Below are 14313 nucleotides of genomic sequence, written 5' to 3'. Positions count from 1 at the left end.
CCATCATGACAGATGTCTCTTTACCCATTAACCTCTGGGAATATGAACAGTTAGCCAAACAGCATCTCTCACAGATGGCTTTTGATTATTACAGTAGTGGTGCTTGGGATGAAATTACATTACGAGATAACCGCGCTGCTTTTGAACGGATAAAATTGCGTCCGCGGATGTTGGTAGATGTGAGCGATCGCAATTTAAGCACCTCTATTTTAGGACAGCCTTTACAAATACCCTTATTAATTGCACCGATGGCGTTTCAGTGTCTAGCCCACACCCAGGGAGAACTAGCCACAACCTTAGCCGCAGCTACCGCAGGTGTAGGTATGGTCTTGAGTACAATGGCTACCAAAAGCCTAGAAGAAATTGCTGCGGTAGGTTACAAACATAATGCCTTGCAATGGTTCCAACTGTATATCCACAAAGACCGAGGCTTAACGCGGAATTTAGTAGAAAGAGCTTACGCCGCAGGTTATCAAGCCCTGTGTGTAACTGTGGATGCACCAATGTTGGGACGACGAGAGCGAGATGTGCGGAACACCTTTAGCTTACCCCCTGGATTGCAATTAGCGAACATTACCAATATTTCCGGGTTAAATATTCCCCAAGAATCAGCAGAATCTGGATTATTTACTTATTTTGCCCAGCAATTAAACCCGGCTGTAACTTGGCGTGACTTGGAATGGTTGCAGTCTTTATCGCCACTACCTTTGGTACTCAAAGGGATTTTACGCGCTGATGATGCGGTGCGAGCAGTTGAGTATGGAGCCAAAGCAATTGTAGTTTCTAATCATGGTGGCAGACAACTCGATGGTGCGATCGCCGCTTTAGATGCACTGGCTGAAATAGTTGCTGCTGTGGATAATCAAGCCGAAGTGCTAGTAGATGGTGGGATTCGTCGTGGTACAGACATTCTCAAAGCCTTGGCTTTAGGTGCAAAAGCGGTTCTTATCGGTCGCCCCGTACTCTGGGGATTAGCCGTAGCAGGACAAGTTGGCGTATCCCATATCATTTCCCTACTACAAGATGAATTAAGTGTAGCAATGGCTCTGAGTGGCTGCACATCAATACAAGATATTGACCCTAGTTTAGTGACTTTCAAACACTAACCCGCAAAATTACTTGCAGAGCAGTTAATAGATATGCTATATTAGGAAAGTTACACCCAAGGGCGGGTGGCGAAACTGGTAGACGCACCACACTCAAAATGTGGCGACCTTGCGGTCATAGGAGTTCGATTCTCCTCCTGCCCATTGTTAAAGTATATATTGCCCCTGATTTTGTATCTGCGTTGATATATTATTTGTCATAGATAACAAAATTAATTGACTTCCAGAAAATAAATTATCCAATTTCCGAGAGAAGACATCGTTATTTTTCCTCCAACTTCCTGCCCACACAATTAAATTCGGAAATCAAATCAAATTCCTATATAAACAATAGTATCGATTTTGGCGATCGCAATTTTTCTTCAGTAAGATAGTGCCAAATTTTGACAAACCTTCTGCCGCAAAAACACGGTAGATTTTGCGTTGGCAAAAAATATCTGGAGGAGAAAAATGTATAAGCGACAACCCAGTAAAGGTCAATCATCTACAAATCATGATGTACCAGCAAATCAATTTGCACCCCGTCGCTTTGTCATCCAACCCCAAACCGAAGAAGTAGAACAAACACCAGCAGATTTACAAGCGAAATCACAAACAACACCTATTAACCATCCTGCCAATATTCCAATTTTTCCACCTGGCTATCAACCACCGCCACCACCAAGAGTCCAGATGAAACTTAGCATTGGTGAACCAGGGGATAAATATGAACAAGAAGCTGACGAACTAGCAAAAGATGTAGTGCAGCGAATCAATTCTTCAGAAACTCCACCAATACAGCCACAACCACAACCAGAAGAAGAAATAAGAAAAAAATCTTTCATACAACGGCTATCAAATATAGATGAAAAGAGTGCAACACCAGATTTAGAAGCCTCCATCCAAAGAATGCAAGGTAGTGGACAGCCGCTTGCAGAAACTATCAAAACACCAATGGAACAAGCATTTGGGGCTGATTTCAGTAGCGTGAAAATTCATACAGATGCTCAGTCTGACCAGATGAACCAATCAATTCAAGCCAAAGCATTTACAACAGGACAAGATATATTCTTTCGCCAGGGAACTTATGATCCTGGAAGTAGAGGTGGACAGGAATTAATCGCCCATGAATTGACTCATGTAGTGCAGCAAACTGGCTCAGGAAAAGTCCAAAAATCAGAAGATAGAGAAATAGTATCTATTGTTAGAGCCGAAAAGCAAATTCAAAGAATTGAGGATGATGCTGCAAATGAAGCTTTAAAGAAATATGGAAGAAAGCAGATTGGAATCAAACAAGCCCTTGAGAGGATGGCAAAACTTAAAGGATATAATGACTATAACGAATATAGAAATCAAGTAACGCTAGAGCAATTTAAAGCAGACTGTGAAATTGCTGATAAAACAGAAGGCTCTTTGACTGATAAGGCTAAACAAGATATGACTAACGATATAGTCGTGCCGCAAAGCTATTATCATGTCACAAAAAGCTTCGATAAAATCAATGGGTTGGTAACAACAGGAGCCGCAACTTGCACTGGCTTGGCTATGTCTGCTAGTAACGCAGATGGTGAAACCATATATGCTCTCACACACATAGATGGAGATAATGACATTAAGGGTGTGATCGATGGCATGATCAACGATATGACCACTCAGATTGGTAATGTCGTTGGAAATATTAATGCTTATATAGCTTCTGGGGGTGTTAAGGCAACAGGTGGTTATAGAGACACTCCTAAAGATGTTGTTGAATATCTCAACAAGCAAAACGTAACTATTCACTTTACTAGTCAACTACAACAGATTAGAATTGGCGGCAGTTCTCAGGAAAATGATCTTGTCAGAGTAGGCCAAGATGTTGACAAGCTTCATGGTAAATTTGGAAGCAAAAATGTAGATGGACTCATCCAACAAGTTAATGCTTTGCCACAGATGAAGGGTGGTCATGGTAAGTGGGAGGAACTCAAAGAAGATGGTGGGTACTCAAGTGGTAAACACGATCCGATGGAAGCGACAATCGAGACAGTTCTTGGGAGAGCATTACAGTTGCAAGACCAAGTAAAAGATCAGCCAGAAAAATTCCAAGCTCTTAAGAAAGCAATTAATGATAACGAAAATTGGTATAAGAAATATCTTTATGGCAAGAAAATTCTGGCATGGGCTGGTAATGAGAATCAATAAAGCCTGTAGAGTTAGAAAAAATTGCTATCTATCCAGGACTATAAAAATCCGATTTGATTTTTGAAAAAAACTCAGTATTTGTAGTGGCGTGACATGACTAAAATGTTGCAATAGATTTTGGATGAAATTGAGATAAATCCATGTTTACCACTTTTTCACTAATGCACTATTTTAGTCTTGCCACGCCAGTATTTCAAAAATCAAATGTGAGTTTTATAGTTAAGACCTTAACAGACAACAAAATACTTTTAATTCTGTCACCTTTAACCTACTTTACTAACCTCTATACAAAATTTCGTTGCGGCTAGTAGCGCCTAGTTCTGGCAAAGAATTAGCGGGTGAGTGGGGAGTAATAGCAGTGGGAATTGCAGGAACTACTTCTAGTTCTTTAACCAGACTTTGCAATAATTTATCTTGTTCTATGCGGTAATTTGAGACGAAGGGGCCACGGTTGAGGATAGCAAACCAAACCAAACCGCGATCGCGTGTTGGTATAACACCAGCTAATGCACTCACATCGCGGAGTGTACCAGTTTTCATCACAGTCCCGACTGGCATGTGTCTGCTGTGTAATGTTCCCCGATGATCAAACCCAGACATCGGAAACAAATCTGCTAAATTCAGGTTATGTGCTGCTGCTTGCTGTTGAATTGCCATTAACATCGCACAAGCAGCCCTGGGAGAAATCCGATTTTCTGGGCCGAGTCCAGAACCATTAATTAATTGAATTTCTGACTCAGGTACTCGCGCCAGATAAGCTGCTGTTGATTGCACTACGCCTGCACCGCCTACTGATTCTGCCAGCATCTCTGCCATTTCGTTATTGCTGTAAACGTTCATTTCTTTCAGCAATTGGCGCAAGGGCAAAGATTTGTGACGCACTAGCAAGGTTTGTTGGGGTGTTTGAGGGGTAGCTTTGATAGTACCTGTAATCACAACTTCCGGTTTGGGTGTGCCTTTGGGCATGATGGAGTAGATGTAATTGGCTGGACGAGTCCAAGTTTTATGGTTTAGGGCTTGCTTCACCATCTGACCAGCCAGTAGGGGATGACGTTGGAAATTCATGGCAAAATTGCCTGTAATTAGCAAGTTCCCTTTTACTTGCTTAATGCCCATTTTATTGAGTGTATTGCCCAAGGCGATCGCTTCTTCCCACACAAACATCGGGTCGCCACCACCAGCAATGACCAAATCACCTTGCACTACACCATTGACTACAGGCCCGGTAGTCCCAATTAAAGTTTCAAATTGATGGTCTGGCCCCCAAGTTTTTAAAGAAACTAGGGAAGTGGCAATCTTGGTTAATGAAGCAGCCGGTAATGGTGTTGTACCTTGATGATTAGCCATGAGTATTGGCCCAGATTGTAACCAAACTCCTTGACTTTCGGCTAAATTTTGGGCAACCAACTTAGATTTAACTAGTCCTTGTAAGTATTGCTGGACGGTATTTACGCTGGTAGGGTTGGGATCAGCAGCCAGAACCAAGCCAGGGTTTGCTTGCCCAGCTAATGCTTCTAAAGCATCAGAAGGCTTAATTTCCACCCCAGCCATTTCCAGCCACAGAGAAACCAAACCCGAACTTAATAATTCCAGCATTTCTTACTCCCCAAGTTCTACGATGTGATTTGTGATTTACTTTGCTAATATACAAACTTTTTTATGCTCATCAGCATTGGGTAATCATAACTGGTCTATTCCTAATCGGGTAGTCGGTAGAAGAAATTTTTATTTGTTACTTATTTGACTTGACTATGGCTTACTCAAAAGTATATAAAAACGAACCGCAAAGGACGCAAAGGACACAAAGTTATTAGAGTTTGAGAAATTTCTTGCATAAGTCCTATTGACCATAGTTAGAGTGCTTTGATTTCTAAGCGATCGCGGCTCTATTTTATATATGAACCAGAGAGAGAAAGTAGACAAGGGAGAAATTTTTGTGAATCATTGAGGATTGCTATAGATGGCAAATACTAAACATTTATAGTAGCAAGACTTAAACAATTTAATCGCAAAGTTTTCTAGAGAAAATTTACCTAATTAGTTTATCTTATGCAAGTTTTTAGTCTTGTGAATTTGGGAATTATAAAGATACAATCATTGGAATTTTTATGTCTCTTTTAACAGATGCGCTGGATAGAATTGAGACTTGGTTAGTGAGTCATCAACCTGAATTTGCCTTGAGTTTAGCGCCTGGACTAACTCGCCAAGAAATAGACGCAATTGTTGAAAATTTTCCTTATCGCTTGCCAGAAGAATTATACGAGCTTTACGGGTGGCATAATAGTTGCCGAGGTTTAAGTTGTGGCTATGTAGTTCCTAAGTTTGACAATTTTTTCTCTTTGCAAGAGGCTTTGAAATGGTACGCAGACTTTTTAAGTTGGGGCTTTGATTGGAATCAGCACTGGCTACCAATATTAGATTTTAATGGTGATTATAGATACGCTGTTGTTGTGGGAGAGGAAACTGCTCCGCTTTGGTTCATCGATCCAGAGGGTTGTATTGAAGAAATTCGCTGGGATAGTTTAACAGATTTAATGTTGGCGACAGCAGAGTGTTACGAAATTGGTGCTTATTATTTTGATGATGAAGGATACATGGAGGCAGACGAACAAAAAGTTGCAGAAATTTACCGTAAATATAACTATCGAGGAAGCGTAAAATCAACTACGAATGAATCATACAATCCTGAGCCGCAAACGGTTGCGAGTGAAGTTAATTTATCTCATCCAAATGCCCTAGAAGAGTTAATTCAGGCTTTGCAAGCTGCACCATTGAATCCTGATGCTGGTATATTACAAGCAATGGCAGCTAATACGTTAGATAATTTAGTAAATTCGGGTTTAGCTAATTTAGTTGGTGCGGAACCGTTAGTAATTGGTTTACAAAATATACTCTATGACAATGCTGGCCATGCTCTGGCAGCAAAAAAGTTAGGTGAATTAGGCGATATTCGAGCAGTTGAGCCACTGTTACAAGCTTTAAGCCATCCCTCTAGTAAAGTCAGAACCAATGCAATTAAATCATTGGTAAAGTTGGGAGATAGTCGAGCCGTTGAACCGCTAATTCAGTGTTTGCAAGACTCAGATTTTTTTGTGCGAGCCGACGCAGCATGGGCGCTGGCTGAATTTGGCGAGCCTCAAGCGATTGAACCGTTAATTGAAGTATTGAGTTATCAAAATCATTCTACCGCTTGTAGTGCGATCGCCTCAGCATTAGGAAAGTTTGGCGATGTCAGAGCTATAGAACCTCTGATTGCAGTGTTTCGCAGCAATGGTAGTTTTCTCATAGATGTTTCTAGTTTCCCTCACGTCAAATTAGCTGTGGTTCATGCTTTACAGCTTATTGATGATTCTAGAACTACAGATATTTTGGTGGAATTTCTCAGAGATCGGGAAGGTTTATTACAAGCCATCAACAGAGATTGGCTACGCTCCGAGCAAGCAACTAAGCAAGTGATCGAAACACTCCTTACTCGTCAATATCCTGATTTAATCGCCATTTTAGCCCAGTTGCTGCAAGATTCTGAAAGTCGCATCCAAGTTAACACAATTTCAGCGATCGCTAAGATTGTCAATCCGCAAATAGTTGATTTGTTGATTTTAGTATTAGCCAGTGAAGATAACTGGCTACGTCAAATGAGTATTTCTTTTCTCGGAAACAGAAGAGAAACTAAAGCTGTTGAACCTCTGATCAATATTTTGCAGAATCCAAATGCAGATTTACGTTTAGCTGCTGTTCAAGCTTTAGAAAAAATTGATGATTCTAGGGTTGTAGATGCTTTAATTGCAATGCTCAAAGATGAAGATGATCATGTGCGTGGTGCAGCCGCATTGGCGTTAGGTAATTTAGGAAATTTCCGAGCAGTAGCAGCACTGAATCTATGTTTAGCAGACGAAAACTCTGTGGTTCGTAAAATTGCTCAACAAGCATTAAATAAAATTTCGTAACTAAAAATCATGAAATATAAAGAAACGCCGTTAGGGTAATACAAAAAATAAATCATCCAATTCGTTTACTCAACAAGATTTCTATCTCCCTTCTCTTCCTTGTCTTACTTGTATCTAGATGATAGGGACATAGTTTAAATTTACAAGCTCTGGTAATCGGCATTTGAAGTTTTTACGAACTATCAAATATCAGCTTGAAATTAACTTTTACTTCATGTATCTTGTTTTTATAATAATTATCATACAAGTACATTCAGCCAATTTACTTAATTAGCTAAATTATGTAATATATTCATAACTCTCAGCATCTATTCAAGCTTTGCAGTTAACTTAAAACAAATTCTCACACCTAATTTAGTCACCAATAAACATAACAAAAACTTGACTTAAAAAGTATCCATTAACCATTATCAAGACAAGTGGCATTGCCAAAACATATCTCTGTCGCAGAATTGAGGGCATTTGAGAGATTACAAACTCCTATTTGGATTTATGATTTGGAAAGAATGCAGATGTGGTGGGCAAATAAAGCATCACTTCATCTTTGGAACATTCCAATTCAGGAAGAATTGCTCAATCGCAACTTCAGTAATGTTCCCGAACTGAGGTGGATACCTCGGAAAAACTATTTGCAAGAATTTCAACAGGGAAAAACCATCACTGAAAACTGGACATTTTACCGAGACGGGCAACCTGTGGCTGTGCGTTGTCTTTGTTCTGGGGTTAAAATAAAGCCAGGACGGATGGCAATGTTGGTTGAAGGAATTGTAGAATCCAGCCATCCAATAGAGATAGACATAAGATGCACCAGTGAGTCGGTGATCGAGAACTCCCTTATTTTGGCTAATCAGCCGCAAGTTGCTTGGAAAAAAAGCCAACGCGCCGAAGCAGAGTTGCGCTGGCGGGAAGCATTGTTAAGTTCGTGGACAGACACATCTTTACTGGGATTTTTTGTAGTTGACAATCGCACCGACGAAATTTTGTATTTCAATCAACGCTTCTGTAAAATTTGGGGGCTGGAGCATTTAGAAGCGCAAATGCTCCTTGGCTTGTTGAAAAATAATGATATTATCCCTGAGTGCATACCACTGATTGCCGATTTACCTGCATTTATAGAATCTTGTAAACCGTTACAGTCTGAGGAAAATCGTGCGGTAGTGGAAGATAAAATTTTGTTTGTTGATGGACGGACGATTCGGCGCTTTTCTAGCCAAATTCGAGATACTCAGGATCAATACTTTGGGCGATTATATGTTTTTGAAGATATTAGCGATCGCCTACATACAGAAAATTCACTCAAAGATAGTGAACAAAGCTATCGCTCGGTAATTACCATAATGGCAGAAGGCATTATATTACAGCAAGCCGATGGTAGCATTACAGCTTGTAACGAAAGTGCCGAAAGAATTTTGGGTTTGACATCTGAGCAAATTATGGGGCAGACTGCTATCGATCCAAAATGGCGAGCGATTTATGAAGATGGTTCACTGTTTTCTCGTGAAAATAGTCCGGCTTTGATCACATTAATTACAGGGCAACCCCAGCTTAATGTGATTGTAAGTATTTATAAACCTGATAACAGTTTGACTTGGGTTTCAGTCAATTCTCAGCCCTTGTTTCATCCCCATCAATCAAAGCCTTACGCAGCAGTAGCATCATTTACAAATATCACAGCCCATAAACAAGCTGAACTAGCACTACAACAGCAAGCCCAACGAGAACGGATGATTGCGGTGATCGCCCAACACATCCGCCAGTCCTTAGATTTAGAGGAAATTTTAAACACAACAGTCGCTGAAGTTAGACAATTTCTGCAAACCGATCGCGTGGTTATATACCGTTTTCAGTCCAATTGGAGTGGTGTAGTTGTGACTGAATCTGTAGCCGCAGGTTGGGAAGCGATTTTAACTATGGAAATTACAGACCAATATTTTGTAGACACACAGGGAAAATCTTACCAACAAGATCAAATCAAAGCTACTTCAGATATTTACACAGCCGGAATGACTGATTGTCATGTGCAGTTACTCGAAAAATTTCAAGTCAGAGCTAAACTAGTTGTGCCAATTTTACAAAGCGATCGCCTTTGGGGTTTGTTAATTGCTCATCATTGTAGCGCCCCGCGCCATTGGCAACCCTGGGAAATTGAACTACTGCAACAACTAGCGACACAACTAGCGATCGCAATTCAGCAATCAGAACTGTATCAAAAATTACGACTTGCTAACCAGCAACTAGAAAACATAGCGATGGTTGATCCATTAACTCAAATTGCCAATCGTCGCTGTTTTGAGAGCAAACTGCAAAGTGTTTGGCAATATCTGATCAGAGAGCAAGGTTGTATCTCACTACTATTATGTGACGTTGACTATTTCAAAAAATATAATGACACCTACGGTCATAGGACGGGAGATGATTGTTTGCGCCTTGTAGCCCAAGCTTTGCAACAAAATATTAAACGTAATACAGATTTAGTAGCTCGTTATGGGGGAGAAGAATTCGCTGTTATCTTACCCAACACTCATGAGCAAGGTGCTGTTCAGGTTGCCCAAGCAATTCATCAAACTTTTAAACAGTTAAATATTCCTCATCGGGCATCAGCAGTCAAAGAATATGTCACCTTGAGTATTGGAATTGCGACTGTAATTCCCACCACTGATTTGCTGCCTTTAGATTTAATTGAAGCCGCAGATCAAGCCCTTTATCAAGCCAAAGCCCAAGGGCGCGATCGCTTTTGTGTGAGTCAAATTTATGCTCAGTAAGTGTTAGGGTGGATAAGTAGAGCAGTGTAAATATTTGTAGTTGCGAAAAGGTAGGAGACAGAAGGAGAGAGGGTTTTAGTTTCTGCAAGATGGCTTGAAAACCCTTGTTCTGTCTGGTTTTAATAATTTGTTACTTCCCAGTCAAAAAAGCCATTATTTACAACGTAAAATCAAGCCTTTTCAGGTCATCTTGTGGGTTGTTGGTCGCAGACTCAATACCATCACCATGTTGCACAAACATGGAAACAATGGAAAGTGATATGTTGTGATGAAAACTGGTTCTGTAGAATTCTGACGGAATTTCTTGAAACGATTGAAACATCGCTTTTTTAATCGCCAATTTCATGGTACAAGTCTTTTTCTAACTGCAATACTTCATTTAATATTGCATTTGTAAAGTTTATACCTTTCAAGTAAGTATAGTAAGCTGCCACTGGCACTGTTAATACATCACTCCAGGCTTGTTCTGCTTTATGAAAATCCTGAATTTTTGAGTTGTTTGTCGAGCATAAATTATCATGTGTTAACCCTAGGTGCTGAATTTCTGTGATTGCTGGCAGATGAGAAACTAACCCATGATAATAGTCTCTGACTGTTAGTAAATAGTCATAAATTTGGCGAGAGAGTCGTTTACCAACAGGCTGTAGTAAATTACAAGCTAGAGCAGGAATAATATGCCAAGTCTCTGCCAATAAATCTCGGTCTAACCCAGATATTTCGGCAGGAATCCGCAAATCTCTATTACTAATATAATCTGTTTCCAGTGATAGCAACATCACATAAATAATCAACCAATTATCCTCTATTTCTTCAGATATTTCAGGTTCTTTGACAATCATTACATAGCGCGGTGGTGAGTTGCCCGCTAAAAAACTTCGTGCTAAGGAAGAGTACAAAATTTGTTGTTCTTGACTTGCGAAATTTATAGGACTTCTGACTAAGTAATTAACTTTCCAAATTTCTCCAGGTTGCGGCATTAAAGTATTATACATCTTCCGATCAAAAAAAATGAATCTTCCTAAATTTACAAGCATATATTTATTTTTTACAAGGAGACTTGATAAGCAAAAAATCAACACATGATGGTATTAAAGCCATATATTAGTTATTAACTAACAATTGGAACTTGTCAATTATGATGATTTTTCTAATTTTGATAATCAGGCTGTAAAGTAATATTGTCCTGACTTACCATTGCTTTGTTGAGCGATTATATGCCGTCTTTTTCTGACGAATTTTTTGCAGATTATCTTTCATCTCTTGAAGTTCTAATAATCCTAATAACTCAGCAATACGCCCTGAGAGTTCTTGCCATCGCTTAGAAACTTCACCCTGGCTAATGCTTAATTCAGCAGCAATTTGAGTTTGGGTTTTACCATCAACTTTTCCTTGCCATAATTTAAGATAATTTCGGTGGGGATAGGATTTATCAAGTTGGTAAATAGACTCTAGTGTTTTCACAATTAAATCTGCACGTTCTATTGCATCCAAGCTGCTAAATTCATCAGGAATTGTGTCTAATAGAGATATATCTGTTCCTGGGATATTATCGTCTAAACTCTGACATTTCCTTAGACTTTCTTTACGAACAAAATCAATAATTACACATCTAGCTACAGCAACAGCCCAGTAATAAAACTGTTCTCTATTTCCTTGCCGAAACTTTCCTGCTTGAAAAGCTACAAAGATTTTTAAATAAGCGATTTGATAAGCATCTTCCCAAGATAAACCTGTTCCTCTAGTGTATTTACGGGCAATTTTTTCTAATCTCTGACGGTAGTCCAAGTTGATCAGAGTTTCCTCATAAGAAGACAGTAATTCCTGTTCTAATAGCATAAGTTATTAGGCAAAATAAATTTTCTAGCTCAAATGCTTTTACACCTTAAAACACACTAACTATATGATGAAAAATATCTAGGCTCTGTGTTAGCTATTATGTTTTCAATTTTAATTAGTTGTGTTTTATTTTGAAAAGCTAAATTAATTTAATATAAATTTAGCTTTCTAGAATAAATATTAACCAGAATAAATAAAACCATAACCTGATTAAATCAGGAAAGTAGACAATAATACATATATTATTGCTTTTGCTTTTTAGCTAAGACATAAAAAAAAGATAAAAAATGCTATTTATTAGAGTGAAATATTTTTAAAAAATGATTACAACTCAATTATGAATGGTTGAATCAAGAGTTATCTAAAAGCCAAAAAATATTTAGTAAGACAATACTTAAATAATTTAGTCTATGATATTCGATAGATGAGCTATATATAAAGACTTGTACTTATTTTTGTCCAATATAGGACTCATATTTGATTTATGAAAAAAATCAGTACACCCAGATCAGCCGTCTTTCCTACTCCCTACTCCCTACCTACATAAATAGATTCAGAAATCAAATCGGATTCCTATATATATTAGACAATCAGTACTAGCGTGAATATCTTTTTTAAAGACATAAATTATTTTTATGTCTTATGAATTTAGCAGTATTTATTTTGTCAACATAAAATTTTAAATATAATATTCAATGGAAACATTTCAGTAATGAAATAAATTAAAAACCAATCTACTTGTTGTGCAGGAAACAAAATCATGACTAAAATCATAATTTCTGTCTTACATTCCTATCCCATAGAAAGTTTTATCCATAATCTAAATATAGAAGAAGTAGAAACTATATTAGGAAGTGGTTATCCCTATGGATTTGAGATAATGAATACTAGTGATAGGACGTATATTAATGCTGCTGACCGTAGCATTAGATATGACGGTGGAGGTATAGGTTCAATCAATTATCATGATAATAATATCAATGCAAGAACCAGTTCAAGGTCAATATACATTTATTAGTCATTAGTCTTTTAGTAGCACTTGTTGAAAATTAAAACCGAGCTGCTTTTTTAGAGAAAACAGTTCGGAGATTCAATAAATCATAAGTCAATTCATCTTACTTTTCAGGAACTAAAATCATGACTAAACTCGTAATTTTACTATTAGATAGTAATCCTACTAAGGGATTTATCCACAATCTAAATATAGAACAAGCAGAAACTATATTAGGAGGTGCTTATACCTATGGATTTCGCATAATGAACACTACTGATAGGACTTATATCAATGCTGTTGACAGTAGTGTGAGATTTGATGGTGGAGGTGCAGGCTCAGTCAATTATCATGATAATAATATCAATACAATAACAAGTTCAAGGTCAATCTACAATAGATTTATTTATTAGTGCTTGAACTTTTAGTAGCGATCGCACAGAAACATACGTGCTGATGATTCGACTTTAGCTAAAAGCACAAAAATTAGCCAATGCTTAACGTACTATAGTACTTACTTTAAGCTAATTTTTTGGCTTTAGCATAAGTTATCGTATGGATGCTACTTAAACGCATTCTTGATATTTATTGCATTAGCGCCAACAATTGTTGATAGAGTTTTTTTAATACTTAGCCGGATTTCTCACTTGTAAGAAATCCGGTGTGTTTGTTTACTAAATCGATTTATAGAACTATGTATTAATGGTTGATACTAAAGTTTGAAATATTTATATTGGACACTTTCAGCGATCGCAAAATTTATCAGGGTATGATGATAATATTTCTTTCTCCTTTTAGCAGAACTCCATTTAAGTAAATTTTCCTAGAATTATCTACAGTATTAATCTTTTTCCCACTATAGTCAAAAGTATCTGCACTTTGAGCTTTACTTTTGGGCTTACTCGGATTTTTAGTAATATTGATTATATAAGCATAAGGATAATCTTCATTAGGCTGACAATAACCTCCTAATAAAATCTCTGCTTGGATCGGAGTTATTTCTTGTATGAGTGACTCTGTATCAGTTTGATGACTGTCTAAATCTATTATTTCAGCCATTATCTAACTCCTTGATTTTGTTAAGTCATTATACAAAAATTAATCACATAATTAATAGCAACTAAAAGTGTTTTAGACTAGTATTTTTATTTATAAAAATATTTTATAAAAATTAAATTACTCTAAAGTAGTAAATAAACATTAACCTTTGGTAGTAGATTTCAGGTAAATTTTGTTTTACTTCTAAAATTTGTAAATTTAATCAATTAATGCTTACATTCGCGTATAAAAAGTTTCCATTCAAGCTGGAAATATTGATTTTGGCTTCTACTCTCAAACAAGCATATCAATAATAGGTATGCTTTAGTAAGCTAATCGTCATTTAAATTACACCATGTTAATGGTAATGAAAGCTGCAAACCCTCTCCCTTGCACCCTGACCCCTGGGGCCTCAATGTGCAAATTAAATGCTTAACAGCTTATTTGATAAATCACGAAAAAACAGCAATATA

Annotated in this window: 10 protein-coding genes and 1 tRNA gene; 7 read left to right on the top strand and 4 right to left on the bottom strand. The window is 37.7% G+C overall.

Annotation, left to right across the window (positions count from 1 at the left end; translation table 11 throughout):
- The first annotated feature begins 5 nt into the window (after nt 1–5).
- The 3 genes from H6G74_RS06060 to H6G74_RS06050 all read left to right on the top strand — a co-directional run bounded on the left by H6G74_RS06060 (nt 6) and on the right by H6G74_RS06050 (nt 3266).
- The gene (locus H6G74_RS06060) at nt 6–1106 is read left to right on the top strand and encodes an alpha-hydroxy acid oxidase (protein WP_190966821.1); all 1101 of its coding nucleotides are present in this window, start codon (nt 6–8) and stop codon (nt 1104–1106) included.
- Between the two features lie 60 nt (nt 1107–1166).
- Nucleotides 1167–1250: transfer RNA gene (locus tag H6G74_RS06055), tRNA-Leu, on the top strand.
- Nucleotides 1251–1556: 306 nt separating this feature from the next.
- Nucleotides 1557–3266 (top strand): eCIS core domain-containing protein, encoded by a 1710-nt coding sequence (locus H6G74_RS06050; RefSeq protein WP_190966820.1) that lies wholly within the window; start codon nt 1557–1559, stop codon nt 3264–3266.
- 276 nt (nt 3267–3542) lie between these two features.
- On the opposite strand, the gene H6G74_RS06045 is transcribed toward H6G74_RS06050, so the two are convergent.
- The gene (locus tag H6G74_RS06045; RefSeq protein WP_190966819.1) at nt 3543–4862 is read right to left on the bottom strand and encodes a D-alanyl-D-alanine carboxypeptidase; all 1320 of its coding nucleotides are present in this window, start codon (nt 4860–4862) and stop codon (nt 3543–3545) included.
- A 512-nt stretch (nt 4863–5374) separates the two neighbouring features.
- Here H6G74_RS06045 and H6G74_RS06040 point away from each other — a divergent pair.
- Together H6G74_RS06040 and H6G74_RS31065 are read left to right on the top strand one after the other, a co-directional pair.
- Complete coding sequence (locus H6G74_RS06040; RefSeq protein WP_190966818.1) at nt 5375–7213, top strand: HEAT repeat domain-containing protein; 1839 nt, start codon at nt 5375–5377, stop codon at nt 7211–7213.
- A 419-nt stretch (nt 7214–7632) separates the two neighbouring features.
- Nucleotides 7633–9975, top strand: coding sequence for a sensor domain-containing diguanylate cyclase (locus tag H6G74_RS31065; RefSeq protein WP_313888459.1), 2343 nt, complete (start codon nt 7633–7635; stop codon nt 9973–9975).
- A 329-nt stretch (nt 9976–10304) separates the two neighbouring features.
- On the opposite strand, the gene H6G74_RS06030 is transcribed toward H6G74_RS31065, so the two are convergent.
- A complete protein-coding gene (locus H6G74_RS06030) occupies nt 10305–10967 on the bottom strand; it encodes a hypothetical protein (protein WP_242051161.1) in 663 nt (220 codons plus the stop codon).
- 196 nt (nt 10968–11163) lie between these two features.
- On the bottom strand, nt 11164–11811 hold the full coding sequence (locus H6G74_RS06025; RefSeq protein WP_190966816.1) for a sigma-70 family RNA polymerase sigma factor: 648 nt from the start codon (nt 11809–11811) through the stop codon (nt 11164–11166).
- Between the two features lie 760 nt (nt 11812–12571).
- Here H6G74_RS06025 and H6G74_RS06020 point away from each other — a divergent pair.
- Both H6G74_RS06020 and H6G74_RS06015 read left to right on the top strand, forming a co-directional pair.
- The gene (locus H6G74_RS06020) at nt 12572–12829 is read left to right on the top strand and encodes a hypothetical protein (RefSeq protein ID WP_190966815.1); all 258 of its coding nucleotides are present in this window, start codon (nt 12572–12574) and stop codon (nt 12827–12829) included.
- A gap of 119 nt (nt 12830–12948) precedes the next feature.
- Nucleotides 12949–13215, top strand: a complete 267-nt coding sequence (locus H6G74_RS06015; RefSeq protein ID WP_190966814.1) for a hypothetical protein — start codon at nt 12949–12951, stop codon at nt 13213–13215.
- 349 nt (nt 13216–13564) lie between these two features.
- Here H6G74_RS06015 and H6G74_RS06010 read toward each other — a convergent pair whose 3' ends face one another.
- Nucleotides 13565–13861, bottom strand: a complete 297-nt coding sequence (locus tag H6G74_RS06010; RefSeq protein WP_190966813.1) for a hypothetical protein — start codon at nt 13859–13861, stop codon at nt 13565–13567.
- Nucleotides 13862–14313 lie beyond the last annotated feature (452 nt).

It is taken from the genome of Nostoc spongiaeforme FACHB-130 (assembly GCF_014698475.1).
In the GTDB taxonomy this organism is placed as follows: domain Bacteria; phylum Cyanobacteriota; class Cyanobacteriia; order Cyanobacteriales; family Nostocaceae; genus Nostoc_B; species Nostoc_B spongiaeforme.
The sequence above is the reverse complement of the archived record's forward strand: the minus strand, read 5'-3'. Positions and strand labels throughout refer to the sequence as shown.

What these genes read in the sequence shown, in the direction of transcription:
- H6G74_RS06050 (WP_190966820.1), top strand. Translation starts at nt 1,557, where the DNA reads ATGTATAAGCGACAACCCAGTAAAGGTCAATCATCTACAAATCATGAT.
- H6G74_RS06010 (WP_190966813.1), bottom strand. Translation starts at nt 13,861, where the DNA reads ATGGCTGAAATAATAGATTTAGACAGTCATCAAACTGATACAGAGTCA.
- H6G74_RS06040 (WP_190966818.1), top strand. Translation starts at nt 5,375, where the DNA reads ATGTCTCTTTTAACAGATGCGCTGGATAGAATTGAGACTTGGTTAGTG.
- H6G74_RS06015 (WP_190966814.1), top strand. Translation starts at nt 12,949, where the DNA reads ATGACTAAACTCGTAATTTTACTATTAGATAGTAATCCTACTAAGGGA.
- H6G74_RS06030 (WP_242051161.1), bottom strand. Translation starts at nt 10,967, where the DNA reads ATGTATAATACTTTAATGCCGCAACCTGGAGAAATTTGGAAAGTTAAT.
- H6G74_RS06025 (WP_190966816.1), bottom strand. Translation starts at nt 11,811, where the DNA reads ATGCTATTAGAACAGGAATTACTGTCTTCTTATGAGGAAACTCTGATC.
- H6G74_RS06020 (WP_190966815.1), top strand. Translation starts at nt 12,572, where the DNA reads ATGACTAAAATCATAATTTCTGTCTTACATTCCTATCCCATAGAAAGT.
- H6G74_RS06060 (WP_190966821.1), top strand. Translation starts at nt 6, where the DNA reads ATGACAGATGTCTCTTTACCCATTAACCTCTGGGAATATGAACAGTTA.
- H6G74_RS06045 (WP_190966819.1), bottom strand. Translation starts at nt 4,862, where the DNA reads ATGCTGGAATTATTAAGTTCGGGTTTGGTTTCTCTGTGGCTGGAAATG.